The 26,300-nt window shown below is 34.1% G+C and carries 25 protein-coding genes; 2 read left to right on the top strand and 23 right to left on the bottom strand.

Translation table 11 applies throughout. From position 1 onward, the window contains the following. Positions 1-191: 191 nt before the first annotated feature. On the bottom strand, positions 192-1,256 hold the full coding sequence (locus HNQ90_RS04265) for a hypothetical protein (RefSeq protein ID WP_144115413.1): 1,065 nt from the start codon (positions 1,254-1,256) through the stop codon (positions 192-194). Between the two features lie 136 nt (positions 1,257-1,392). On the opposite strand from HNQ90_RS04265, the gene HNQ90_RS04260 reads away from it, so the two are divergent. Next, positions 1,393-2,856, top strand: a complete 1,464-nt coding sequence (locus tag HNQ90_RS04260; protein WP_144115412.1) for an MptA/MptB family glycosyltransferase — start codon at positions 1,393-1,395, stop codon at positions 2,854-2,856. A 42-nt stretch (positions 2,857-2,898) separates the two neighbouring features. Here the strand turns inward: HNQ90_RS04260 and HNQ90_RS04255 are convergent, their stop codons facing one another. From HNQ90_RS04255 to HNQ90_RS04180, 16 genes are all read right to left on the bottom strand, one after another. Then, positions 2,899-3,279 (bottom strand): hypothetical protein, encoded by a 381-nt coding sequence (locus HNQ90_RS04255; protein ID WP_144115411.1) that lies wholly within the window; start codon positions 3,277-3,279, stop codon positions 2,899-2,901. A gap of 138 nt (positions 3,280-3,417) precedes the next feature. Further along, on the bottom strand, positions 3,418-4,203 hold the full coding sequence (locus HNQ90_RS04250) for an RMD1 family protein (protein WP_144115410.1): 786 nt from the start codon (positions 4,201-4,203) through the stop codon (positions 3,418-3,420). Positions 4,204-4,225: 22 nt separating this feature from the next. Beyond that, the gene (locus tag HNQ90_RS04245) at positions 4,226-4,447 is read right to left on the bottom strand and encodes a hypothetical protein (protein ID WP_144115409.1); all 222 of its coding nucleotides are present in this window, start codon (positions 4,445-4,447) and stop codon (positions 4,226-4,228) included. Positions 4,448-4,458: 11 nt separating this feature from the next. After that, entirely contained in the window at positions 4,459-4,782 is a 324-nt protein-coding gene (locus HNQ90_RS04240; protein WP_144115408.1) for a hypothetical protein, read from the bottom strand. 48 nt (positions 4,783-4,830) lie between these two features. After that, entirely contained in the window at positions 4,831-6,357 is a 1,527-nt protein-coding gene (locus tag HNQ90_RS04235; protein ID WP_144115407.1) for a bifunctional GNAT family N-acetyltransferase/carbon-nitrogen hydrolase family protein, read from the bottom strand. Positions 6,358-6,359: 2 nt separating this feature from the next. Further along, positions 6,360-7,337, bottom strand: a complete 978-nt coding sequence (locus HNQ90_RS04230; protein ID WP_092848000.1) for a deoxyhypusine synthase family protein — start codon at positions 7,335-7,337, stop codon at positions 6,360-6,362. Further along, positions 7,324-8,262 (bottom strand): agmatinase, encoded by a 939-nt coding sequence (gene speB / locus HNQ90_RS04225; RefSeq protein ID WP_144115406.1) that lies wholly within the window; start codon positions 8,260-8,262, stop codon positions 7,324-7,326. Before speB ends, HNQ90_RS04230 begins: the two co-directional genes overlap by 14 nt. A 298-nt stretch (positions 8,263-8,560) precedes the next feature. Next, on the bottom strand, positions 8,561-10,009 hold the full coding sequence (locus HNQ90_RS04220) for a type III PLP-dependent enzyme domain-containing protein (protein WP_144115405.1): 1,449 nt from the start codon (positions 10,007-10,009) through the stop codon (positions 8,561-8,563). Positions 10,010-10,679: 670 nt separating this feature from the next. Further along, a complete protein-coding gene (locus HNQ90_RS04215; RefSeq protein WP_144115404.1) occupies positions 10,680-11,522 on the bottom strand; it encodes a pseudouridine synthase in 843 nt (280 codons plus the stop codon). 170 nt (positions 11,523-11,692) lie between these two features. Continuing rightward, positions 11,693-12,595, bottom strand: a complete 903-nt coding sequence (locus HNQ90_RS04210) for a geranylgeranylglycerol-phosphate geranylgeranyltransferase (RefSeq protein WP_144115403.1) — start codon at positions 12,593-12,595, stop codon at positions 11,693-11,695. Between the two features lie 57 nt (positions 12,596-12,652). After that, positions 12,653-13,582, bottom strand: coding sequence for a mevalonate kinase family protein (locus HNQ90_RS04205; protein WP_144115402.1), 930 nt, complete (start codon positions 13,580-13,582; stop codon positions 12,653-12,655). A 40-nt stretch (positions 13,583-13,622) separates the two neighbouring features. Beyond that, entirely contained in the window at positions 13,623-14,702 is a 1,080-nt protein-coding gene (gene mvaD / locus HNQ90_RS04200; RefSeq protein ID WP_144115401.1) for a diphosphomevalonate decarboxylase, read from the bottom strand. Positions 14,703-14,705: 3 nt separating this feature from the next. Next, positions 14,706-15,242, bottom strand: coding sequence for a DUF1697 domain-containing protein (locus HNQ90_RS04195; protein ID WP_144115400.1), 537 nt, complete (start codon positions 15,240-15,242; stop codon positions 14,706-14,708). Positions 15,243-15,278: 36 nt separating this feature from the next. Beyond that, entirely contained in the window at positions 15,279-16,490 is a 1,212-nt protein-coding gene (locus HNQ90_RS04190) for a BaiN/RdsA family NAD(P)/FAD-dependent oxidoreductase (protein WP_144115399.1), read from the bottom strand. Then, positions 16,487-17,173 (bottom strand): glycerophosphodiester phosphodiesterase, encoded by a 687-nt coding sequence (locus HNQ90_RS04185; RefSeq protein WP_172625818.1) that lies wholly within the window; start codon positions 17,171-17,173, stop codon positions 16,487-16,489. Before HNQ90_RS04185 ends, HNQ90_RS04190 begins: the two co-directional genes overlap by 4 nt. Beyond that, positions 17,163-18,035, bottom strand: a complete 873-nt coding sequence (locus tag HNQ90_RS04180; protein ID WP_144115398.1) for an acyl-CoA thioesterase — start codon at positions 18,033-18,035, stop codon at positions 17,163-17,165. The genes HNQ90_RS04185 and HNQ90_RS04180 overlap by 11 nt, the downstream gene beginning before the upstream one ends. An 81-nt stretch (positions 18,036-18,116) precedes the next feature. Here HNQ90_RS04180 and HNQ90_RS04175 point away from each other — a divergent pair, with 81 nt between their 5' ends. Next, entirely contained in the window at positions 18,117-18,959 is an 843-nt protein-coding gene (locus HNQ90_RS04175; protein ID WP_221279721.1) for a hypothetical protein, read from the top strand. 14 nt (positions 18,960-18,973) lie between these two features. On the opposite strand, the gene trxA is transcribed toward HNQ90_RS04175, so the two are convergent. From trxA to msrA, 6 genes are all read right to left on the bottom strand, one after another. Then, on the bottom strand, positions 18,974-19,273 hold the full coding sequence (trxA, locus tag HNQ90_RS04170) for a thioredoxin (protein ID WP_144115397.1): 300 nt from the start codon (positions 19,271-19,273) through the stop codon (positions 18,974-18,976). 61 nt (positions 19,274-19,334) lie between these two features. Beyond that, positions 19,335-23,039: a metallophosphoesterase gene (locus HNQ90_RS04165; protein ID WP_241678328.1), complete on the bottom strand. Its 3,705-nt coding sequence runs from the start codon at positions 23,037-23,039 to the stop codon at positions 19,335-19,337. A 13-nt stretch (positions 23,040-23,052) separates the two neighbouring features. Beyond that, positions 23,053-24,018 (bottom strand): aldo/keto reductase, encoded by a 966-nt coding sequence (locus tag HNQ90_RS04160; protein ID WP_144115396.1) that lies wholly within the window; start codon positions 24,016-24,018, stop codon positions 23,053-23,055. After that, on the bottom strand, positions 24,018-25,238 hold the full coding sequence (locus tag HNQ90_RS04155) for a bifunctional alpha/beta hydrolase/OsmC family protein (protein ID WP_144115395.1): 1,221 nt from the start codon (positions 25,236-25,238) through the stop codon (positions 24,018-24,020). The genes HNQ90_RS04160 and HNQ90_RS04155 overlap by 1 nt, the downstream gene beginning before the upstream one ends. Further along, a complete protein-coding gene (locus HNQ90_RS04150) occupies positions 25,207-25,749 on the bottom strand; it encodes a peptide-methionine (S)-S-oxide reductase (RefSeq protein ID WP_144115394.1) in 543 nt (180 codons plus the stop codon). Before HNQ90_RS04150 ends, HNQ90_RS04155 begins: the two co-directional genes overlap by 32 nt. A gap of 34 nt (positions 25,750-25,783) precedes the next feature. Beyond that, positions 25,784-26,278, bottom strand: coding sequence for a peptide-methionine (S)-S-oxide reductase MsrA (gene msrA / locus HNQ90_RS04145; RefSeq protein WP_144115393.1), 495 nt, complete (start codon positions 26,276-26,278; stop codon positions 25,784-25,786). Positions 26,279-26,300 lie beyond the last annotated feature (22 nt).

Genomic DNA, 26,300 nt, shown 5'->3' with positions numbered 1-26,300 from the left:
TTTTCATTCCTTTGTAGAAGGGAATCTTAACTTTGTAATTTAGTCTCGTTTCAATTTCAGTATCAATATTCTAATTATTTGGGCGTTACCCGAAAAGGGTCGCGCTTTCACTACTCGCTCCCTCCTAAAAAGTCGGGGAGCTCAAACAGACCGTTCAATCCCTAACGCGGGCATATTTGCAAACACACCTATTATTTGGCTAATAGCAATTCCAAAGCTTCTTTCAAATGATTCCTCCACGCTGTATGAACATCATCGAATGCAATAACATTAGCACCTTTGGTTTTAAGGAATTCAATTTCATCTTCGGTTAGTTTACCAACATTGGCATCCCTCAAGGCATAATAATAAATTAGATTAGATAAGTTGGTATTTTTCAACAGTTCCGAATATCTTTTATAACCATAAGCAGCAGCTATCTTATGCGAATTAATCATCATTAATTCCTCTGCTTTTTGTTCCACTTTTGTTCTAACAGCATCTTCTTCAAAAGCAGCGTCAATGCCTTCAGAATAGGCCTTCCAAACGTCTTCAGCAATATCTAACCTGCCTACCATCAATAAATATCCATCAGCTTTATTACCAAACTTAGAAATATAGTCTTGCCCAGCAAAACAGCCATACGAAATACCTACAATAAAGACCTTTTTATTTTCAGATTTAAAATAACTAACGAGCTCATTTAACATTTCGGAAGTTTTTATTCCCAACATTTTAGCTTGTTCAAACGAAATTTCTTCCTCTAACATCATTTGAGGATCTATAGTCTGAGCTTGATGCGTATTTATAATAAAGTATTTATTATCATCAATTTCTCCATTACCTTTAAAAATAGCTTTCACTTCATCTGTAAACAATCTAGGAAAAGGCCCGCCTTGTGTAATAAGCACAATGGTATCACTTTTAGAGTTACCAAACGAATAGCCTAATGTCTTCAACTTTTCTGGCATGCCTTCATAGGCTATAGATATATTTTCAGCTTTTTCTTCAGCCTCAACAACCACAAGTATCTTATAATTCCCATCCGTATCAACAAACATTTGAGGCACTAATTTTTTCTGCATCACTAATGGAATAACCTCTTTAAATGTTGTTTGTGTTCCGTTTTCGTAATACACCAATTCGACATTAGAAGGTGGCTTTTTCATTAATTCCTCATAAGAAATTAGACGTAAACTATCTGGAACAAACGAGTAGTTTTGAGCATTACATAACGCAGATGTAAAAATGAAGATTGCAAATATTATATTTTTCATATGATATATTTAGTTAATAATGAGAATGTTCCGCGAGTATAAAATTATTGCTAAACGAAGGTAGCAGATTTTTTTTACAATATCAAGTAAGCTTTCTTCACAAAACGCTACAAACAAATAGTATTATATTTGGTCCATGCTTTTAAACCCATCGTTTATTAAACTAAACAAAATGCTATTACTCTTAGTGGTTTCTAGCCTGCTATTTTATTGGGTATTTGCATATAATTTAGTGAGAACAGATTATATAAAACTTGTCATGCTCTACATAGGCGTGTTTGTTTTATTCTATAATATTATTAATCATTTAAAACACAATACCAAGGCGCTAACCTATTTAGCCTTTGGGTTTCGGGCGGTTTTTATCCTTGCCATACCCAATTTATCGCAAGATTTTTACCGTTTTATTTGGGATGGCCGCATGATTTTAGAAGGCATAAACCCGTACTTACACACCGTAGAATCTTTTATTAGCGCAAGTAAATATCCTGTTGCACAAGCTTTAGAACTTCGTGCAGGTATGGGCAGTTTAAACGCCAGCCATTTTACCAACTACCCGCCAATAAACCAACTTTGTTTTACTATTGCTGCCTTGTTTGCTAGTAAAAGTATTTTAGGATCGGTTATCGTTATGCGCTTGCTTATTATTGCTGCCGATTTTGGAACACTACACTACGGCTCTAAACTTTTAGAAAAACTTAAACTTCCGGCGCACCATATATTCTGGTATATATTAAACCCGTTTATTATAATAGAACTTACAGGTAATTTGCATTTTGAGGGTGTTATGGTGTTCTTTCTAGTTTGGAGTATGTATTTGCTTTACTCAAACAAATGGGTGCTTGCAGCAGTTGTTTTTGCGCTTTCTGTGGTAACTAAACTTATACCGCTAATGTTCTTACCCTTATTTTATCAGTGGTTTGTTTTTGGAGATTGGAATAACATAAATAAAACATCCCAAAAAGCCCCTCAAGAGGACAGTAAAAACAAGTTAGATTTGTTGCCAACTCCTCGTTATAATTTCTGGAAAGGTATTACAAAACTAATTGCTTTTTACGCCGTAGTTATACTAACCACAGTCCTACTTTTTGCGCCTTTTTATTCTTCAGAATTTATAAATAATTACAGTAAAACAGTTGCTTTGTGGTTTGGTAATTTCGAGTTTAATGCGAGCTTATATTATATAGCTAGAGAAATTGGCTATTTATTTAGAGGCTATAATGAAATTGCAATTATTGGCAAAGCGGCCTCTATACTTGTGGTTTGTTTTGTTATAACCTTAAGTTTTTTAAGAAAAAACAAAACCATGACACAGTTAATCACAGCTATGTTAATGGCACTTTCGTTTTACTATTTTACAGCTACAACAGTGCACCCTTGGTATATTGCAATGCTTTTAATTTTATCGGTATTTACCAAGTATAAATTTCCGTTGGTATGGAGTTTTGTTATTATTTTAAGTTATTTGGCTTATGTAAATGTAAACTCTATGGATAAATCTGAAAACCTATGGATAATTGGCTTAGAATATCTAGTGGTTTACGGCGTATTTATTTGGGAAGTTTTTATAAAAAAGGCTCCCAGAGTTCTGGAAGCCTAAATTATTTCGTGGCGCTAAAAACCATTTACAACTATAGAAAACTTACAGCTTTTCTAACTTTGTAATGGTATTGGTTTCATCTGAATCCTCCATGCCATCTTCGTCCTTTGAAAACGTTATAACACGATTAAAGGTTATCTTAAACTTTGTTCCTATTAACTTTTCGTCTGCTAAATTAAAGACTTCTAAAACCTTATCATCTACTTTTTGAAAGGTTAATGTTTTCTCTTCGCCCTCTCTATCTTTAGTGATAAAGTTATAACCATAATCTTCTTTCCCATCGAATGTGGCATACACAAGTAAACCATCTTGATCTGCAACGCTTACCAAATTGGCATGTAAATAGGCCTCACTTTTAAAGCTAGACAGCGATAAAAAAACGAATAATAAACCACTAAACACGATTAACTTTTTTGTTTTCATCTTTTTTTACAATTTAAAATTTAACTAAATACTTTGTTTTAGGACTAACTAGAATTAATGTAAAAACACTTAAACCAGTCCAAACATAAAACTACTGACTTGCAGCACTTTAATATACGATTTATTCTAATATCTAGATTAGATTAAACCTGACAATTTTGCAATAAATAAATCTATAACCTCAATAACAATTAAGATAATAATTATCCACTCTAAGCGACTACTTTCCTTATGATCCATAATATCTTTAAAGAGTTCTAGATTCTCTTTAATAATCTCTATACGGTCGTGAATTAGGCGGTATCTATCCTGTAAATCGAAGGTGCGTTTTAAATCTTGATTAAGCCTGTTAAGCTGTTCGTTTTCCCAGGTTATTTCGGGCGAATCGAAAATATATAGGTTCTCTAAAATTTTATTTTTTATATTGAGAATCTTACCTATAAAACGCTTTAACTTATTACCAGAAATATCCAGCTTCCCGTTTTCTTCAAGAAATAACGTGTGTTTATTGGTTTCAATAAGTAATTCTTCTGTAATTTCTGAATAACGATCTAAGGCTACAGATTGTGAAATGTTTAATAATACCAAACGAATCATTTCTTCATCAATACTTGGTAATATAACACTATCAAATTGGACTTGTTGTGTATTGGGTTGAATAAGAATCTCAACCGAATCTGATAACTTTTCAGTAAAATAATTGGTGCTAAAAGGCTTTATTTCTTGTAATACGCGAGCAATTTCAACATCGGTCATGTTGAAAAAACTAACCATACCATACTGAAAAATGTAAACAAATTGGTTTTCTGAACTTTTATAATAAAGTTCGTCGCTATCTTGAAACACTAATTGCCACGGCAACTGGTGTTTACTAGTTTTTATATTGATAGCACTAGCTACTTGGTAAGCAACTACGGTATACATTGTATGCTATAAACTATGTGTATTAAATGGGTTTTAAACTTTGAACTACGTAAATAGGATTATCATCATCACCAGCTTCTATAAAGGTAATTCTAAAATCCTTATCAATTAAAGATTCGTCATTTTGTAAATCATATTGCTTTAAAACGCGCGGGTGCACCTCTTCGAAGGCTAGCTCCTCACCGTTTTCAAACCAAAAATTGTAATAACCGTTTTTGAAAGATTTAAAAGCGGCAGTTCTCATAATAGTTATATTTAATCGTTGTCTTCTGTATCTTCATCAGCTATTTCTGGTGGCTGAACAGCTTCAGGATCGTTATTATCAAAATCTTCATAATCATCTTCATCATAATTCTCCATAGTTACCGATAATTTGGTACTTACTTTCACTAAATACTTAGTATCCTCTGTAATAACCTCGACTGCTTCAACAAGTTCGTTATGCTGATTTTTAAAAGAGATTACATCGTCGTCATCATAACCATCAGGATAACGCTCTACTAGCAAAGCTAAAATTTCTGGTGTCAATTTTTTAAAATCGACTATAACACGTTTTAAGTTACTATTTCTATTTTTCATTTTTCTTAAAGTTGGGGTTACTAGATGTTATAAATATACTATTTATCATTATTTAACACGAATAACATCGTAAAAATCTTTTCTTCTGTCTTTTAAATTTTTAACGGCACCAAAAGAATGTAGCTCTCTAAGCAAGCTTAAATCTACATCGGCAACCAATATCATTTCTGTATTTGGCGTGGCTTCTGCTTTTATACCATTACTAGGAAATGAAAAGTCGCAAGGCGTAAACACCGCCGATTGCGCGTATTGAATATCCATGTTATTTACATTTGGCAAATTCCCTACACTTCCTGCAATAGCCACATAACATTCGTTTTCTATCGCTCTAGCTTGCGCACATAAACGCACACGAGAGTATCCATTTTGAGTATCGGTTAAAAACGGTACAAACAAAATATCCATACCTTCGTCTGACAGTAAGCGCGATAATTCTGGAAACTCAGAATCGTAACAAATTAAAATTCCTATTTTACCACAATCGGTATCGTAGGTTTTTAATGAATTACCTCGTTGCATACCCCAAACCTTAGCCTCGTCTGGCGTAACATGAATTTTTTCGTAACGCTCAAAACTACCATCTCGTCTGCACAAATAACCTACGTTATATAGCTTATCGCCAACAACTTCTGGCATACTTCCAGAAATAATATTAATGTTATACGATATAGATAGCTGCTTTAGTTTATTAACTATAACCTCTGTAAATTCTGCAAGTTTTCTAATGGCTTCGGGTTCGTGCAAATGGTTAAACTCTGCCATTAACGGTGCATTAAAAAACTCAGGAAACACTGCAAAGTCAGATCGATATGCTGCTACACTATCAATAAAATACTCTACCTGCTGCATTAAATCTTCCAAGGCTTTGTATGGTCGCATTTGCCATTGGATTAAGCCCAAGCGCACTACCGTTTTTACCGAAGCCGCTTTTCGTGTTGGTTTGGTATAATAAATATTATCCCACTCCATTAACACGGCATATTCGTTTGATGCTGTATCACCTTCCAAATAGCCTTTTAAAACTCTTACCGGATGAAAATCGTTAGAGATTTGAAAATTTAAAACAGGATCATGAATTTCCTTGCGCTTTACTTTTTCAATATAATCTTTAGGCGAAAACTCCTTGTGTTTATGGTAATTTGGCATTCTTCCACCAAATATGATGCTTTTTAAATTCAGGTTTTCACAGATTTCTTTTCTGTAATCGTACAAACGTCTGCCTAAACGCAAACCTCTATATTCTGGTTTTATAAAAACATCAATACCATATAACACATCGCCTTCGGGATCGTGGTTTTTAAAAGATTCTCCTGCAATAATATCGGCGTAGGTGTGGTTATCATCAATCTTATCGTAATCTACAATAAGAGACAATGCACAACCCGCAATATCGCCATCAATTTTTATAACCACTTGCCCTTCTGGGAACATAGAGGTTAATTGAATAATATGCTCTTTTTTCCAATACGAATCTAGCACTCCTGCATAAGACTCTAATGTGGCTTCTTTTAACTCTTGATAATCATCAACAGTTAAATACTTAAGCTCGATATTTTCTATTTTTTTTGCGTCCATGATTACTGACCTAAAAGGTAAGCAAAAATTAAAGGTGCAACAATAGTAGCATCACTCTCCACAATAAATTTTGGTGTATTTATATCTAATTTACCCCAAGTAATTTTCTCGTTTGGTACAGCTCCAGAATACGAACCATAACTTGTTGTAGAATCTGAAATTTGACAAAAATAGCTCCAAAATGGTGTATCTGTGCGCTCCATATCTTGATACAACATTGGCACAACGCATATTGGAAAATCGCCAGCAATACCACCGCCAATTTGGAAAAACCCAATACCTTTTGATGAGTTGTTAGTGTACCAATCTGCTAAAAACGTCATGTACTCTATACCCGATTTCATGGTGCTTGCCTTTAAATCGCCTTTTAAAACGTAGCTAGCAAAAATATTCCCCATAGTACTATCTTCCCAACCTGGGCATACTATTGGCAAATTCTTTTCGGCTGCGGCATACATCCAAGAATCTTTTAAATCGATTTCGTAGTATTGCTCTAACACTCCAGACAATAACATTTTGTACATATACTCATGTGGTAAATAGCGTTCGCCATTAGCTTCGGCATCTTTCCATATTTTGTAGATATGCTCTTGTAAACGACGGAATGCTTCATGCTCTGGAATACAGGTATCGGTTACACGGTTTAATCCTTTTTCTAACAAATCCCACTCATCTTGAGGTGTTAAATCGCGATAATTTGGCACACGTTTATAATGTGAATGTGCTACCAAATTCATGATATCCTCTTCTAAGTTTGCTCCTGTACAAGAAATGATATGTACTTTATCCTGACGAATCATTTCGGCAAAACTTTTACCTAATTCGGCAGTACTCATGGCACCAGCAAGCGATACTAACATTTTAGCACCAGACTCCAATTGTGCTTCATAGCCCTTAGCAGCATCCACTAAAGCAGCTGCATTAAAATGCAAATAATGCGTTTCAATAAATTGAGAAATTGGTCCTTTAGTAGTTGTCATCGTCAGTAAATTTTAAAGTATTCGTTTTTTGTTTTGGGTTTTCGTAATGGTTATCGTATTCGGCTTCTGCATCATCATTTACAAACTTATAACTTAACATTTTATAGTAAAGTTTAGCAGCTAAAAAGTCTGATGATTTTTCTTTTTTATTCGGGCATAATTCAACAATATCAAATCCTACCACGTTTTTCTCTTCAAAAACTTGTTTTAAGAACTCTAGGGTTTCATACCATAATAATCCACCTGGTTCTGGAGTTCCTGTGCTTGGTAAAATTGAAGGATCGAAAGCATCTAAATCGAAAGTAATAAATACATTTTCTGTCATTTGATCGATAGCCGAATCCATCCAAGCATCATCCATCGCCATATCATGTGCAAAATAGGTTTTCTCCTCGTCCATTACCGTTTTTTCGATAATATCCATAGAGCGAATTCCTACCTGAATAAGGTTTGTATTCTGGCTCGCTTCGTAAACCGCACAAGCATGATTGCAAGTAGAACCATCGTACTCCTTCCTTAAATCGGCATGCGCATCAATATGCAATACCGTTAAACTAGGATACATTTCGTTAAAGGCACGAATAGTACCAATAGAAATTGAGTGCTCGCCTCCAAAAATAGTAACGAATTTATTTTTTTTAATATACTTTTTAGTGGCTTGATGCACTGCTTCAACCATGGCCTCTGGCGAAGCATCTTCTGTAACCGCATCAGCTAAAAACACACCTTGTTTATAAACTTCTGTTCCGGTTTCAATATCATAAAGCTCCATGTTTTCCGAAGCATCTAAAAAAGCCTTTGGGCCTTTATCGGCACCTTTTTGCCATGTACTTGTACCATCATAAGGCACAGGAATTAAAACAATTTTTGCTTGCTCTAATTTTGCTAATTCTTCAGGAATTCCTGCGTATGTATTTATATTCATGATTTGTATAAAATCTATATTTTTTAAATTAAATCATCATTTTTTTCTTGATAAAAAAACGAAGCAAAAAAATCAAAACTGAAAATTATTTTACTAAAAATTTCTTTCACTTCGGCACAAAAATAAAGTTGCTTTTTTCATAGGAATAATCTTTTTTCGTGATTAAAATTCATCTATCAAGTAACATTAGTATTGCGACGATTTTTGCTTAACCCTACGTTTCAATTCATTTTTTACGTAAAATAATTTATAGGTTGACAAAGCATTACGCTTTCAATAATACTTTTTTGAACCCCAGTTACGTTACATTTTCTGAAAGCGAAGCGATCTTGATTCTAGTGTCTTTGTTCTCTATACCATAACCTAGTATATTTAGTAAGTCTTCACTTTTTTGTTGTTCTGCAAATAACTGTGTAGTAAGGTTTCCATCGGCATCTCTATCAATTAAAATATGCTTTGGCGACGGAATTAAACAGTGCTGCAAACCGCCAAAACCACCTATGGTTTCTTGGTAAGCACCTGTGTTAAAAAACCCGATATACAATGGTTTATCCTTATTATACTTGGGCATATAAATGGCATTCATATGCTGCTCGCTATTGTAATAATCGTCGCTATCGCAAGTTAAACCTCCTAGTAAAACACGCTCGTAACTATCTTGCCAACGGTTTACCGCTAATAATATAAAACGTTTGTTAATAGCCCAAGTATCTGGCAATGTTGTAATGAAAGACGAGTTTATCATGTTCCATTTTTCGCGATCGTTTTGTTGTTTTTGGTACAACACTTCGTAAATAGCGCCACCACTTTCGCCTACTGTAAAGCTTCCAAATTCTGTAAAAATATTTGGCACATCTACGCCTTCTTCCTCGCAAGTTAATTTGATTTGATTAATAATCTCATCGACCATATACTCGTAATCAAAATCGAAAGCTAACGAGCTTTTTATAGGGAAACCGCCACCAATATTTAAACTATCTAATGTTGGACAAATCTTTTTTAAGCTAGTATAAACCTTTAAACATTTTAAAAGTTCGTTCCAGTAATACGCATTATCACGAATTCCTGTATTAATAAAAAAGTGTAACATTTTAAGCTCTACTTTTTTATTATTAGCAATCTGGCTTTTATAAAATGGCACAATATTTTTATATCCAATTCCTAAACGCGAAGTGTAAAACTCAAATTTAGGCTCCTCTTCTGATGCGATACGAATGCCAACATTAAATTTACCATCAATTTCTTGTGATAGTAAATCGATTTCCTCGTAATTATCAATAATAGGAATAGCGTTTTTATGCCCATTATTAATTAAACGAGCAATATTAGTAACATACTGCGCACGCTTAAAACCGTTGCTTATAACAAAAGTATCGTTGGTAATTTTACCTTCCTCCTTTAAGCGCTCAACAATATCGATATCAAAAGCCGATGAGGTTTCAATGTGGATTTCATTCTTTAAAGCTTCGTTTAAAACATGCTTAAAATGGCTACTTTTAGTGCAATAGCAATAATTGTATTTGCCTTTATAGTCGTGTTTCTCTATAGCATCTGCAAACCACTTTTTAGCACGCATAATATTGTTAGATATTTGCGGTAAATACGTGAATTTTAGCGGTGCGCCATACTGTTCTGTTAATTGCATTAAGTCAATATCATGAAAATGCAACTGCCCTTTATCAACTTTAAATTCGTCCTGAGGAAAATCAAAAGTCTGATTGATTAAATCAATATATTTTGTATTCAATGTTTTGTTTTAATAAATGTTAAAGATGTGATTGGTGTATTAACTACACGTTAAGCCAATAAAAAATTAACAATATCAAATACGAAATTCCTTTTGGGTTGTAGGCACAAAAGCATACTCATGCTGTATAGCATGTATAGGAGAAACGGAAGTGAGCTTTAAAATTCGGTCGCTTAATCTGTAAGCTGCTTTTGAATATGACTTCCTAATTTTCAAAAGCCCGAACATAGAAACAGGTTTCAAAGTGTTCAGCTACTTTTTAAGTTTTAGTGCTTAAAAAACAGGGCAAATGTAATTTATTTTTTAATACGCCAAACTTTTTTTTACTTTTTTCAATGTTTTTTTATCGAGCAGCTACAATATTCATTTCTAGGGCGTTACCACGATCATTCCTGCAAGGTTTAGATACCAAAATAAATTTGGTACTGCGCCTTACAGGTTCGCTTAGGTCGGGCTATTCGCTACAAGTCCTCAAAAACCCTATTTTTAAATAGGGTTTTCTGTGGGCTTTTCACTGCTATCCCTTACGCAAAAAACGTATCCTATTAAAAACACCAACTTTGCCTTATGTTTGGTTATTATTTAAGAAAAAAGTCCCTTCAGGTTAAAAAAAAACCTAAAGGGACTCATGTCTTATAACTACTTAATTTAAGATACTAAACCTTAACTATTAAAGCATTTTAAGCGTGTTCAATTCTTGCTCGGTTAAGTGTTTCCAGCTACCACGAGGAATATCTTTTTTTGTTAAATGACCAATAGTTACACAGTCTAAACTAATAATATCGTAATGGAAATATTCGAAAATAGTACGAATTATAGTGTTTCCTGTATTCTTGATTTTTAAACCAATTTCTTTTTTTGATGCGCCGTCTATATAACTAATTTCCTCTACTTCAATTAGTTTTCCTTCTACCTTAAATCCTGCTTGAATCTTTTTTAAATCTTCTAGTTTTAGGTTTTTATCTAATTCGATATGAAATAAACGTGGCACACCATTTTTAGAGTTTGTAAATTTACTTGCCACGGCCTCATCGTTAGTAAACAATAATAAACCTTTAGAGTTTCGTCCTAAACGTCCTATGGGTTTAATACGAGATGATGTTGCGTTTGCAACTAAATCCATTACCGTACGGCCTTTACCTTCGCTTGTAGTAGTAGCGAAGCCCTTTGGCTTGTTAAGAAGCACATAGGCTTTCTTTTCTGGTCTTATATTTGCACCATCGTAACGAACCTGGTCCGATAGTTTTACTTTATACCCCATTTCGGTAATTACTTTACCGTTTACCGTTACTAAACCAATAGCAATATGCTCGTCGGCTTCACGACGCGAACAAATACCAGAATTGGCTATAAATTTATTTAGCCTAATCTCGTCTGGGTTACTCGACTTTTTAGGTGCTGTGTTTGTTTTCTTTATAGGAGCATTTCCTCTTGCAAAACTTGTAGAGCGCGAGTTTCCACTGCCGCGTCCCGATGGCTTTCCTTTATCTTTATTGCCTTTATGCTTATTCATTACTTATTATTTTGTGCAAAGATATATCTAATAATTTACGATTAACGATTTTTGATTAACGAATTGTTGCTTAAGCGTTAAGGATTGAAGCGGATAGCCCACAGCCCAACGATAGGAGGTGCGAGGACTTGCAGCGAAAAGCCTGACCCTTGTGGTAACGCCCAAATAATTTAAATACGATTTAATATAACACTTACATCGATTAACAGGATACTAAAAACGCCTGCTAAAATTATGAATTTCAATATATTATGCAATATTAAATACTGTATTTTGGTTCTCGATTTCCAGAGCATAAATAAAAAGATAAGCAGTAGTACAAAGCTTAAATAAAAGAAATAATACATGTGCCCTACCTCGAAACGATATAATAGTAAATAGGTTGGTATTAAGGTTAGTGCTGCTAGAATGGTAAGTAATATTTTAGACATTTTTTCGCCATATGCCACCGGAATTGTAACGTAACCTTGTGCTATATCGCCTTTTATGTTTTCTAAATCTTTAGTGAGTTCGCGCATAGAAATCATTAAAAACAGGAAAATAGCATGTACAAAAATTACGGTTTCGAAATTTTTATAATACATAAAAATGGCGAAAAATGGTGTAATAGTTAGTACTGCCGAGGTTAAATTACCTATAAATGGCATTTTTTTAAGTTTGTGTGAGTAAAACCAAATTCCGAAAATGTAAATTGAGAAAAACATTACGGCTTTAAACGACACGTAACTTGCCATGATTACCGCAATAAAATTTAGTACAAAATAAAATGACAGTTTGGTGTTTTGACTTACCAACCTATCCAACCTAGATTTTATGGGGCGGTTTATTAAATCTTTTTCGGAGTCGTAAAAACTGTTAATAATGTAACCTCCAGCAATGGTTGCTGCCGATGCCAATACTAACACGAGTAAATTTAAATCTAGTACTACCTGCTTAACCGGAATATCGTGAGCCAAAATATAAACGGCCGTTAGATATTGGGCAATTACAACAATTAGAATATTGTAGCCTCGAACCACAGAAAACATACTGAAAAATTTAACGAGTATATGTTTCTGTTTTCTGGATAGCATATTAAAACGTAATTGGAAAGTTCCTGAAACAATTTTCAGGATAACAATTTAAATTGCTTAGAAATTATAAACGACTTCTAGCTTATAGTCGGACAGGGCTAATTTTGCCTTTTGGATATCTTCGGTAAAACCTAAAATATAACCACCACCACCAGAACCACAAAGTTTTAAGTAATAGTCGTTAGTATCTAATCCTTTTTTCCATAACTCATGAAATTGCTTTGGAATCATTGGTTTAAAATGACTTAAAACTACTTTTGATAATTGCTTCGTGTTAGAAAACAAGGATTTTACATCGCCTTTTAAGAAATCTTCTACGCAAGCATCGGTATGTTTTATAAACTGATTTTTAAGCATTTTCCTGAACCCTTCTTGTTTCATGCTTTCCATAAACAAGCTTACCATTGGTGCTGTTTCTCCTATTATTCCGCTGTCTATTAAAAACACAGCGCCCTTACCAGAACTTTGTTGTGCTGGAATGCCTGTAGCTTCAATATTATCTTTAGAATTGATAAGAATTGGAATGCTTAAATAGCTATTTAAAGGATCTAAACCAGAAGATTTTCCGTGGAAAAAAGATTCCATAGAAGCAAAAATGGTTTTTAACTTTAAGAGTTTCTCTCTTGTTAAATTTTCTAGAACCGTAATTTTATCGAATGCATACTGGTCGTAAAGCGCAGCAACTAAAGCGCCACTACTACCAACGCCGTAACCTTGCGGAATTGAAGAATCGAAATACATACCCGAATTTACATCGGCTTGTAAACGCTCGTTATCAAAACGAACAATGTTAGAATCTATACCTTGTATGTGAGCCGCAAAACGTTTTAAACTTTCGTTTGATTTGATAGCTGTTTCAGAAGGATTTTCATCTTTCTTTAAAGCGCCATTATAGAAGCTATATGGAATAGATAAACCTTTGGAATCCTTAATAATTCCGTACTCTCCGAAGAGTAAAATTTTTGAATAAAATAGAGGTCCTTTCATAATTTGAGAGCAATAACTTTGACAAAGATACGCAATATTCTTATAATTGGTTTGCACCTATACCAATTTGGTCGCAAATATACTGACCTCCTTGGCAATAAGCAAGTAACTCATTTTGAATAAATTCAAGTGTTTTTTCGGCTTCCTTTTCAGGGTATAATACATGTACATTTGCTCCAGCATCTAAAGTAAAACATACTTTTGATCCTGAAGTCTTTCTATATTCCCAAATTTTATTAATAATTTCTAAGGTATTGGGTTTCATTAAAATAAAATACGGCATGCTTGTCATCATCATAGCATGAAGCGTTAATGCTTCGCTTTCAACAAGTGCTATAAATGCATCTAGATCGCCTTCCTTTAAAATAGAAATCATATCTGAAAGGTTTTTATTAGCCTGTTTAAAACGCTCTTGAGCAAACGGGTGCCCATGCATTAAATTATGACCAACAGTACTGCTTACCTGCTTTTCACCTTTATCGACCAATAAAATAGTGTCTTGATAGTTTTTAAAATTTGAATGGACTTGATAAGGATATTTTACCCCAAATAGGTTTGAGCTACCAGTAATAGCATCATGCTTTCCCCAAACAACCAAATCGCCTTCTAAACTTCTGCATGCGCTTCCTGAACCTAAACGCGCTAAAAACGATGCTTTTTTAGTAAAATCTTCTTTTGAAATATCTAAACTTAATTCCGCTTCAATACTCATTAAACACAAGGCCAAAGCGCTCATGCCCGATGCCGAAGACGCTATACCAGAACTATGCGGAAACGTATTTGTGGTTTCTATTTTAAAATGATAATCTTTTAAAAATGGTAAACAAACGTCTATACGTTTAAAAAAAGTTTCAATTTTTGGTTTAAAATCGTCCTTTTTCTCATTATCTAAAAACACATCAAACGAAAAACCACTAGCATCCTCTTTTTTAGAAAAGCTAACTTTTGTTGTGGTTTTACAATGGTTTAGGGTAAAACTTATAGAAGGGTTTTCTGGAATTTGATGTTCCTTTTTTCCCCAATATTTAACTAACGCGATATTACTTGGTGACGACCAGGTAAAACTTCCGTTGTCAATTGAATTTGTATATTTTTTTGGAATGAAATGTTCTTCTACCATAAATTAATTATCAGCTGACAAAGATAATAACTTTACCATAGTTTTATAATTTCTTGCTGTAGCTGTAATTTTTAATTTTCGTTCGAAAAAATTATTACTGCATTTAGCCTTCCCATAACCCACAGAACTGTAAAAATAGATGGCCTTGTTGGTTATATAAAAAGTTTCATTTGGAAACGATAATTTTGAAACATCCTCTACTAGTTTTGCATCGGGCGTACTATACAGCAACATGAAATAACTTTTTTCCTTCTGTTCTTCTAAAAATGGGCAACTATCAAAAACGTATTGCAATTCTTTTGGAGTTAGCACTAAAACCGGCACTTCAAACCCAAAATGAGATTTAATAGCATTATGAATTGTGGTTTCTAAACTTGCTTTTTCTCCTTCTGAAGATTGAAAAAACACATTGCCAGTTTGTATATAAGTTTGCACATTTACTAAGCCTTCTTTTGAAAGTAAACCGCTTAGTTCTGCCATTGGGATTTTATGCTTCCCGCTAACGTTTATACCTCTTAAAAGCGCGATGTATGTATTCATTATTTTGTTTTAATAAGAATAGTGGAACTAGAACACCTATTGCGCAATATTTTTTGCAGCAATATAAGCGCCTGTCCATGCATTTTGAAAATTAAAACCGCCAGTAATAGCGTCTACATTTATAACCTCGCCTGCAAAATACAAGTTTTTAACACGTTTGCTTTCAAAGGTTTTAAAATCAATTTCTTTAAGATTAACACCTCCTGCGGTAACAAACTCTTCTTTAAAAGTGCTTTTACCATCCACCTTAAAAACAGCTTGGGTTAGCTGTCCTGCTAAGTTCTCTAATTTTTCTTTATTTAAATCGGCCCAACGGGTTTCTATGTCCATGCCCGAAGCTAATACCAACTTATGCCACAATCGCTTAGGAATATCAAATTGTGTAGACTTAAATACCGTTTTTTTTGCTAAGTCCTGCTTAAGCGTTTTTAAAACCTCTAAACAATCATTAAACGTTTGCCTTATAAAATTAATTTCTATTTGAAATTTATAATCTCGTTTTGCTAATTCTAAAGCTCCAAATGCCGATAGTTTTAAAATACAAGGCGCGCTCATGCCCCAATGTGTAATTAACAAAGGGCCTTCGCTCCACAAATTAGTATCTAACACCTTTACCTCAACATCTTGAGCGACCACACCCGGAATATCCTGTATGCGCTCATCTTTTATATTAAACGTAAACAATGAAGGTACTGGTTGCGAAATGGTATGCCCTAAATGCTCTAAAAGATTCCAAATTCTAGGATTACTACCAGTAGCTATTAACAGCTTATTGGTTAAAAAATCGCCTTGAGAGGTTTCAATTTTAAATTGTTGGTTTTGAGGATTAATAGCTTTTACAATATGGCTGTATAATACCTCAACCCGATGCTTTTCGGCTTCATGTAAAAAGCAGTCAATTATGGTTTGCGATGAATTGGATACTGGAAACATTCTACCATCATCCTCTATTTTGAGTTCGACACCACGTTTTTCAAACCACTCGATAGTATCGCCCGTCATAAACTGATGAAACGGCCCTAAAAGTTCCTTTTCGCCTCGCGGATAGTTTTGAGTTAATTCTTTAGGAATAAATTCGGCATGCGTTACATTACAGCGTCCGCCACCAGAAACTTTAACTTTTGCTAAACCTTCTTTACTTCGCTCTAAAATAGCAACTTTTAAATTTGGATTTTGTTCTGCAATATTAATGGCTGCAAAAAAACCTGCTGCGCCACCACCTATTACAATAACGTCTTTAAACGTCATATTCTATCTGGATAATCAGAAATTATACCATCAACACCATAAGATTTTATACGCTCTAAAGGCTTTAAATTATTTACCGTAAATGCAAACACTTTAAATTCTTCTTTTAGCTCCGTTACAATCTCTTCTGTTAACATGGTGTAATCGACATGAATACTAACCGCTTTTATGGTTTTCGCAAAAGTTACAGCTCTATTTAAATTTCTGTCTGTAAGTACACCTAAAGGAATTTTATCATTTATGTCGTAAACCTCTTTAAGCAAATCTTCTTGAAAACTTGACACTAAAATATTACTATAGTCCCAACCTTTTTTATCCACATAAAATGTAATAATTCTAGCTGCCTCCTTAGCGGTATCTTGACCTTTAAGCTCTATATTTAATAAGCACTTATTATCCACAAAAGCTAAAACTTCTGCTAAAGATGGAATTTGATACGTCCCCTTCGTTTTAAGTTTTTTTAAAGCGTTAAGTGAATGTTGAGCAACCTCTCCCGTACCATCGGTAATTCTATCTACAGTGAAATCGTGAAAAACTACTAACTGACCCGTAGCACAACGATGCACATCTATTTCAATGCCATCAACCTTTAAACTAAGGCCTTTTTTAATAGATTCTAAAGTGTTTTCGGTTAAATGCCCTTTGGCTCCTCTATGTCCGATTTTTAAAATATTACTTGTCATTTTTAATAGGTCTTATTAATCCTTCTTGAGCCACTGTGGCTATTAATTTACCATCTCTGGTAAAAATATTCCCTCTTGCAAATCCTCTAGCGCTCGATGCACTAGGAGATTCCATAGTATAAAGCAGCCAGTCTGAAAAATCGAATTCTCTAAAAAACCACATGGAGTGATCTAAACTAGCTGTTATTGTATTACCCCAATGCGCTTTACTTGCATGTGGGTTTAATGTTGCTGTTAAAATATTATAATCCGAAATATAAGTTAAAATTTGCTGTTTTGTTGCCAAATCCAGCCCTTTAACATCTCCTTTTAATTTAAACCAAACATCATAATTTGGTGGTAAATCTTTTTTATCTAACGGATTTACAAAGGTCGTTGGTTTAAACTCAATAGGGCGCTCAATTGACAAAAAAGATTTTATTCCTTTAGGTAAATTTTCGCCATATTTTTCATACATATCCGTCCAACTTAACAACTCTTCTGGTTGTTTTAAATTCGGTTTTAATTCAATTTGATGATTGTAACCCGCTTCCTTTTTATGAAAAGATGCCGATAAAATAAAAATAGTCGTTTCCTTTTGATGCGCTGTAACACGTCTTACCGAAAAACTACCTCCATCTCTAACAATACTTACATTATAGGTTATTGGGAGTTCTAAATCGCCTGCCTCTAAAAAATAAGCATGCATGGAATGTAAAACTCTTTGATTTGTAATAGTACGACTTGCCGCATTTATAGCTTGAGCCAAAACCTGTCCTCCAAATACAATAGGACTTCCAATAGTTTTGCTAACCCCGTTAAATTCGTTATCGCCTATTTTTTCTAATACTAAAAGTTTTAATAAGTCGTTAACTGTGGTCATATCTTACTTTAAATTAATCAATACATTATAATATCAAAAATATGTGTGTAAATTTACCACTATAAATTTTGACTACCTAAAATGAATAAACTTCTAATTCTATTTTTCCTGATTATTTCTAGCTGTGATACCGGTAAACTAAATATTATCACAGATCTTCCTAAAACCCTAAACGAGGTTTCTGGAACCGAAACTACCCAACAAACCAATTTAATTTGGATGTTAAATGATAGTGGCAACAAAGCTAGAATTTACGGCATAAATAAAAAAGGAAATATAGAAAAAGAATTAAAAATTAATGCTAAAAACCACGATTGGGAAGATTTAGCATCGGATCATGTAGGAAACATTTACATTGGAGATTTTGGTAATAATCAAAACAAAAGAACAAATCTTACAATATTGAAAGTTAATGCCGAAGATTTAGAGAAGGATAGTAAAATTGACATAGAACGCATATCGTTTAAATACCCAAAACAAGATAAATTCCCGCCCAAAAAGAAACAGATGTTTTTTGATTGCGAATCGTTTTTTTACTACAAAAACAGCTTATACCTGTTTACCAAGAGCAGGGTTCGTGGTGATTTTGGAAAAACAGATTTATACAAAATACCAGCAACTCCAGGACATCATGTTGCAGAATACATCAATTCATTTAACTCTTGTGACGATTCTGGTTGTTGGATTACTTCGGCAGATATTAGTGATGATGGTAAACAGGTGGTGTTACTATCTCCTAAGGCGGCTATTGTTTTTTCTAATTTTACCTCAGATGATTTTTTTACAGGAGAAGTTAAGCGCTATGATTTTACTTTCGACTCGCAAAAGGAAGGTGTTTGTTTTACCGACAACAATACGCTTTTAATAACCGATGAAAAAGCTCATGGTGCCGGCGGAAACTTATATAGCTTTAGCTTAAATTAATCTTGAAAGATTAATTAGCTATGGCTCTCGATTACATTTACAATATCACTTTTTTGTAACACACCAGATTGCCTCCATTTAGGAACTCCGTCTTTAAACAAAATCATGGTTGGTACGCTACGCACCTGATACTTTGTAGCCAATTCTTGATTTTTATCAATATCCACTTTTACTATTTTTACAGCGTCGCCTAACTGCGCCTTAACATCTTTTAAAATTGGCATAAGCGCTTGACAAGGCCCACACCATGTTCCAAAAAAATCTACTAAAACAACGTCTTCCGAAGTTATTATATCTTTAAAACTACTTTTCATAAATTACAATTTCTTGATATTTTAGTCGAAATTATCATTATAAAATTACACGCTTTTCAGCTTAAAAACCAAAACCAACTTTAAACGCAAAACGTAAACCATCATCGCTATTAAAAGCAGATAAGTTAAACGTAACAACGTCGGCTGCATTTGCAAAAACACCACCACCTATTGAGGTATTCCATCTGTTTGCGTTAAAAGCATTACTAAAAACAAGATTGTTATCTACCCAAACTCTACCATAATCAAAGCCAGTATACACACCAATATTTAAAGGCAGTAACCCTGTTTTAAACTTTTTTAAATTTAAACGTAAATCTGTACTTTGATAAAATGATCTTTTACCAGAAAAACGTTCGTTTCTAAAACCACGAAGTCCATTATTGGCTCCTAAACTTGCCGCTTGATAAAACTCGAAATTATCACCAAAAATAAAATGGGCTTTTGCCAATGTTGCCAATACTAATTGACCACTAGCAGATATTTTATAATCGAATCCTAGCTCTGGAATTAAATACGTAAACCCTTTTGAATCTTCTACATTAGTGGTATACCCTAATTGTAATTGGGTTTGAATACCTGAAGTAGGAAATGCTTCGCTGTCTTTATTTCGGAAACTATATGTCGCATCAACAGCAACAAAATCCTTTTGATTTTCTTCACCACTTGCAACATAAAAATCATTAATAAACCTATTGTTAGTTTCTTCTACCTCTATAGATTCGTAACTAACACCTAACTTAATATGGGCTCCAAATTTTCCACGCCAGTTTAAACTAGGCGCAAATTTTATGGTACTTAACTTTACACGATTGTAATCTATATTAAAATTATCCTCGTCGTCTACATTTAAATTGGGTGTACTATTACCATACCCAAAGAAATTTATGGCGTAGTTAGGGCTCGTAAACTTAGCATTTAAGCCTAAATTCCATTGCCCTACAATATTGGCAAATTCGCCATTATACACAAAATCAAATCCACTTGTGGCAAAATAATAAGCTCCCGAAAAGCTATGTTGCGAGCTAAATGGATTACGCTCAAACCCGTAATTAGTTAGCACGTTTAAAAAACCGAGTTTAAAACCATCATCCGGATTTGCTCCTAATACCGGTGTAAATTGATTGGTACTAAATTTAGCAGTGGTGTAATTATAAACATTAGTATCATAATCATCCACTAAACGTTTGCTTCCTTTATTGGTTGTAAATTGATTTTTCTTTGATTTAAAATCGTACATCTTAACTTTTTTACCATTTTCGATGGTATAAGTATCGTTATTTTGATTACCAACTAGCCTTAACTTAATAAGCTTATCGCCTTTACCCGAAACTCTAAACACATCATCATCATCCAAACCATAAAGCCAAATCTCCTTTGTATGCGTTTTGTTATACGTTTGCTCATGTATTACAATTCCCTTTTCGCCATCCTTAATACGGCTTACGGTTACTTTGGTATTTCCGTTTGGAAAGCGTTCAATTTCAAAAAAATCATCTTTATCGGTTCCTCGTATTAAAGGTATTTTAATTAACGCATTGTAATAGGCGTCTGCAGATTTTGGAAGGTTTTCAAGTCGTGCTTTTATCACCTCTTTTATCTTATTAACCGTTTCGTCTTGAACCTCTTTAGGAAAGGCTTTAAACGCGTTATCTAAAACATTGTCCGTTAAACTTTTTTGCAAATAGGCTACCTGCTCTTCCCAATCTTTTCGTGTGGTTTCGTTTAGCAACATCATATCTAAAGAAAAAGGACTAGAGTTAAAGCCTTTTACATTTCTAATATCATAATTAAACCCTTCCATTAACTTTAATGTTGGGATAATTCTGGTGGCTACATTCATTAAAGCGCCATCGCCCATTACAGAAAAAGCTTGATCTCTATCTCTAGGAATGGGTCTATAAACCACTTTATCATCTTCCTCAAACTCTGCCCATCTCCATTGATCGACATGTCTATCCCAATCGCCAATAACCATATCGAATAAACGCGCTCTTAAAAACATCGTTTGATCTACTGAGTATTTCTCATCCTTTCTTAAGTTTTTAATTAGATCGTCGGTACTCTCAATTTTATTAGCATTTCCAAAGCTTTTAATATCGCCATGTCCATCGGAAACATGTTCTTCTATCATATATAATTCGTCTCCAAAATCTTCATTAAAACCCTCTAAAGCTTTTTGTTTTGGCACATAGTATAACACAGGATTAGTATGATAAAGATTAACAGCATCCGACAAACCTCCTGTTACAAATGGTGCGTAAGGATGGGAACCTGTATAAAAATCTAATAATAAATCTTCGGTAACTGTGCCTTCAAACTGACCTTCAATATATTGATCCTTAAACGCCATAGCTTGTAAATATACCGTGGCACTTTTTCTTATGGCACGCATAACATAGCGTTTGCCTTCTTTATTTATTAATTGCAATGATTTTGATTGATGCCCACCACCTTTTCTATAAGGCTCTAAACCACCAAATATAGTATCTAGATTTACAGTTGGTACTTTTACTTTTGTACCATAATACGACCTGTAACGATCGCCCCAAATATATTTATGAAAACCTGTTTTAGCGACCTCCTCTTCAGAATACACAGATGCTACCATTTGGTTAGGAAAAGGCTTAAAATCATGATTATATTCTTTTTTATCTTCTGAAAACACCTTAGTTTGAAAAAGAATCTCGTCGCTTTTAGCTGAATAAAATCGAACAGCTGACGATCCATCGGTAAAAACATCAAAACGTGCATAACCCGGATCGCTTGAAGAAAACGCATCAACTACATTTCGAGTTGCCGTAGATTTAGACCCTGCACCACTAATAATTTGAGGTAAATTATCGTGCACTAAATATTGCAAACTATGCTCGTGCCCAGATACAAAAACGGTTTTATCGTTTTCTTGAGCAAGGGTTACAATACGCTTTTTAAAGGCATTATAGTTTTTATACTGCACATCGGCCGGAGATAACCCGCTCGTTTTTCGTATTAAATTTTTAAGCGATCCTAAAACAGGAAAAGGCTTTAAATGCGAATTAAAATCGTACTTCCCACCATGCGGACCATTTGTAAACATAGGGTGATGCATGGCGATAATTGTGGTTTTACCTCGTGCTTTTTTAACTAAGTTTTCAAACTCTTCAAAAAACTTAAATCGCGATTTAATTTCGCAGTCATCATTTATAGTTGGGTGTTTATCCCAATTGGTTAAATACCATTCGGTATCAACAATAATCATAACAATATCTTCAGAGATTTCAACTTTTTCTAAAGGGCAACCATCTTCGGGTAAAAATGTGTTTTTTCCTAGAGCGTCTTCAATATATTTTTCTTGTCGTTTTAACCCTATAAGGCCTTGGCTATACCAATCGTGATTACCAGGTATAAAAATAGTTTCACCTTTAAAATCTTTAACAGCCTCGGTTTGAACTTTTAATTGATATTCTGCAAATGCGCGTCTCTTATCATTTTCGTCTGGCAGCCCTTTAGGATAGATATTATCACCTAAAAAAATAGCTGTACTGTTTTTAGATGCTTTATCCAATTCGGTTTTAAAGGCTTGCACACCTTGAGATACAGAACCAATTGGCGAATTACCACCATCGCCAATTAAATAAAAGGAATGCGCAATTTCTTTGTCCGGAAAACTAAAACTAGTATCCAAATTGTTATACTGGGTTTTATATGTAGCACACGCATTTAAAAAGGTAATGATAACAAATAGTAAAGCTATTTTTGAAAATTTCATTTTAGTTGAATTCATTTAATAATTTTATTTAGTTCCAAAGCAGTGCACTTCGTTCGTCCCAATAGTTGTTAGAAGATCCTGTTAAACTTTGAAGTTCTTGCAATTCTGCTTTAGTAAAACTAAAATCTAAAGCTTTTATATTTTGTGTTAGCTGCGTTTTATTAGAGGCACCACTTAACACATAAGTAGGTTGTAAATTGTCCATAACAAAACGCAATGCAATAGCATCAACCCCTACGTTATACTTTAAAGATAAGGCTTCTAAAGTAGTATAGGCGTTTGTATAATGCTGAAATGCTTCATTCTTAAAAACACGTCCATTTGCTAAAGCCTCCTTTATAATAACCGTTTTATCTAAATTTAAAACCGTTTTTAAAACTGAAAACGTAGACTGCTCAAACACATTATAAGTAACTTGAAAACTATCAAACAAACAATTATCGTTAATCTTAACTTTTAAAGCCGCCTCAATAACCTCTTTTTGGTTTGCACCACTGGTTGTTAGGCCTATTTTTAATCCTGTTTCCTTTTGTATTTGATGTAACTTATTTAAAACATCTTGATTTTCTAGAACGCCACTATCAAACGTTGCCGAATGTATTTGATAGTATTTTAAATTAGGCATCATGTGTTTCGAAACTTGCCATTGCTCCACTAATTTTTCTAGCGAGTGTTCTTTAATTTCATGCTTACCATTGTAACCAAGTTCCCAATTAGCCACATAAGTATACCCCCATTTTGTTCCTAAAATAGCATCTGGATACTTTTTATTAGCGTCCCATTCCTTTAAAAAAGCTTCGCCTTTGCCATAAGAAGGTGCCGTATCAAAATAACGAACACCTAAATGATACGCTTCATCTAAAACCGAAAGAGCATTATTTTTAAAGCTTTCTTGTGTTTTATCGTTTAAGCTTGTTGGCCTAATATTAATATACTCAGGCCTGCCTAAAGCTGCTAATCCTAAACCTATTTTTGTTTTCGAACTGTGTTCCATTACGCTATAACTTCGGTTTCAATAACGGTTTCGCTAGTTAGTGTTTTATGAACTGGACATTTTGCCGCTATTTCTTTTAAACGTGCCTTTTGTTTTTCGTCTAAATTACCAACAAATTTTAATCTTTTTTGTAAATGATCTATTTGTTTTGGCTTATCTAGATCCAGCATTAAATCGTCGCTATGTTTTTTAGAATAAGTAATATACACATACACTTCTTGCAAATCCCATTTTTTACGCTGCGCATACATTTTTAGCGTCATAACGGTACAGGCTGCTAATCCTGCACTTAAAAAATCGTAAGGCGATGGTCCAAAATCGTCACCACCAACATGCTCGGGCTCATCGGCAATAAAACTATGCTTTTTAGTTTGTATAGAAGTTGTAAAGTTATCCTCAACTAGGTTTAAATGCGCCACTAATTGCTCGCCTTTGGTATCTAACATACTATTATCTTCTTGCACAAAATAGCGTTGCACCCAGGTACCAATTATATTACCTACATACCTACTATCCTTAGAGTCCGATAATAAATGATCTGCGCCATCTAAACTCACAAAACTTTTTGGATGATGGGCATCATGATATAATTTATGTGCATTATCAATCCCCACAATACTATCAAACGGTGCATGCATAATTAATATTGGTTTACGCAAGTTTTTTGTTATTTCGGGTAAATCAATTTTACTAAAATCGTTTACAAAGGCTTCATTAATTTTAAATGGTCGTCCTCCAATATTTACCTCAACTTCTCCCTTTTCTTTTACCTCATCAATATCATGAGAAAACAAATGGGTAACATGACTAGCCGTTGCTGGTGCGCCAACAGTTGCTACCGCTTTAATATTGTCTAGTTTTGAAGCCGCCACTATTACTGCTGCACCTCCTAAAGAATGACCAACTAAAAGACTTGGCGCTTGGTAGTTTGTTTTTAAATACGCGTTAACCGCTAATAAGTCGTCTACATTTGCAGAAAAATGACTCTCGGCAAATTCGCCTTCACTTCTGCCTAATCCGGTAAAATCGAAACGCAATACACCAAAACCATGACTGGTTAGCGACCTACTTATATTCCTAACCGCACTTAGTGTACTGCTACAGGTAAAACAATGTGCAAAAATAGCATAATGCTGTGGCTTTTGGTTGGCAGGCAACTCTAAAAACGCCTGTAACTTATGCCCTTTTTTATTTTGAATACTCAGCTTTAAACTGCTCATTTTTTATATGTTTTAATCGTTCTTGATTTGTGTATTTTAAAAACTTACTTAAAAGCACTTTTAACTTCGGATTAATAAAGGTTTCACAAAATGGCTTTTCTGGATTACTATAATAGTAATTTTGAATTTGCGCTCTTGATGCTTTAAACGATGCAAAAGGTAAAACCTCCGTTATTACTTGATTTTCAAATTGACTTTGAAACCCTTTTATAATTTGTTTCGACTCTTCTTTTTGTTCTTCTGAAAACACATAAACTGCCGAACGGTATTTATTTCGCATCGAGTGACTAGAGGTACTTTTGTGCGTATGCAAATGAATTTCAATTAAACTTTTAAGCGGAATTATTTCCGGATTAAAATGAACGATTACAGCTTCGGAAAACGTACTATTGTTTCCCGTAGAAGCCACAAAACCTTGTTCTACTTTTAACACACCAATTAACGATTGAAACACCGCTTCGGTACACCAATGGCATCCGCCTCCTAAAGCTATTTTTTGTAAGGTTTCCAAACTAATAATTTATGCCGCAGGCCTACTAAATTGGTTATATAAAAGACTCCTGAAACCTTTCAAAATGACAGGTATAACCATTTGGTATTCTAACCAAATAATCTTGATGTTCTGGTTCTGCTTGCCAAAAGGTTGAATACGGCTCTAAAGTTGTAACCGCATCATCTTCCCATTTACCAGATGCATTAACAATACTTATCATCTCTTCGGCTTCCTTTTTTTCCTCTTCATTTTGAAAAAAGATTGCCGACCTGTAACTAGATCCTTTATCATTTCCTTGTCTGTCGATAGTTGTAGGATTGTGAATTCTGAAAAAATAATCTAAAATTGCTTTAAAAGAGGTCTCGCTAGGATTGTAAGTTAACTCAATACCTTCGGCATGACCCGGATGGTATTTATAGGTAGGATTATCATTTTCGCCACCAATATATCCAACTTCGGTATCTTTTATTCCTGGGCGTGTTCTAAATAAATCTTCCATTCCCCAAAAACAGCCACCTGCTATGTATGCTTTTTTATAACTATTCATTACTTTTTATTTTATTTTAATG

This window comes from Algibacter amylolyticus, assembly GCF_014202225.1.
Lineage (GTDB): Bacteria > Bacteroidota > Bacteroidia > Flavobacteriales > Flavobacteriaceae > Algibacter_B > Algibacter_B amylolyticus.
Note: the sequence above shows the minus strand (reverse complement) of the source record. Positions and strands in the feature narration are given on the sequence as shown.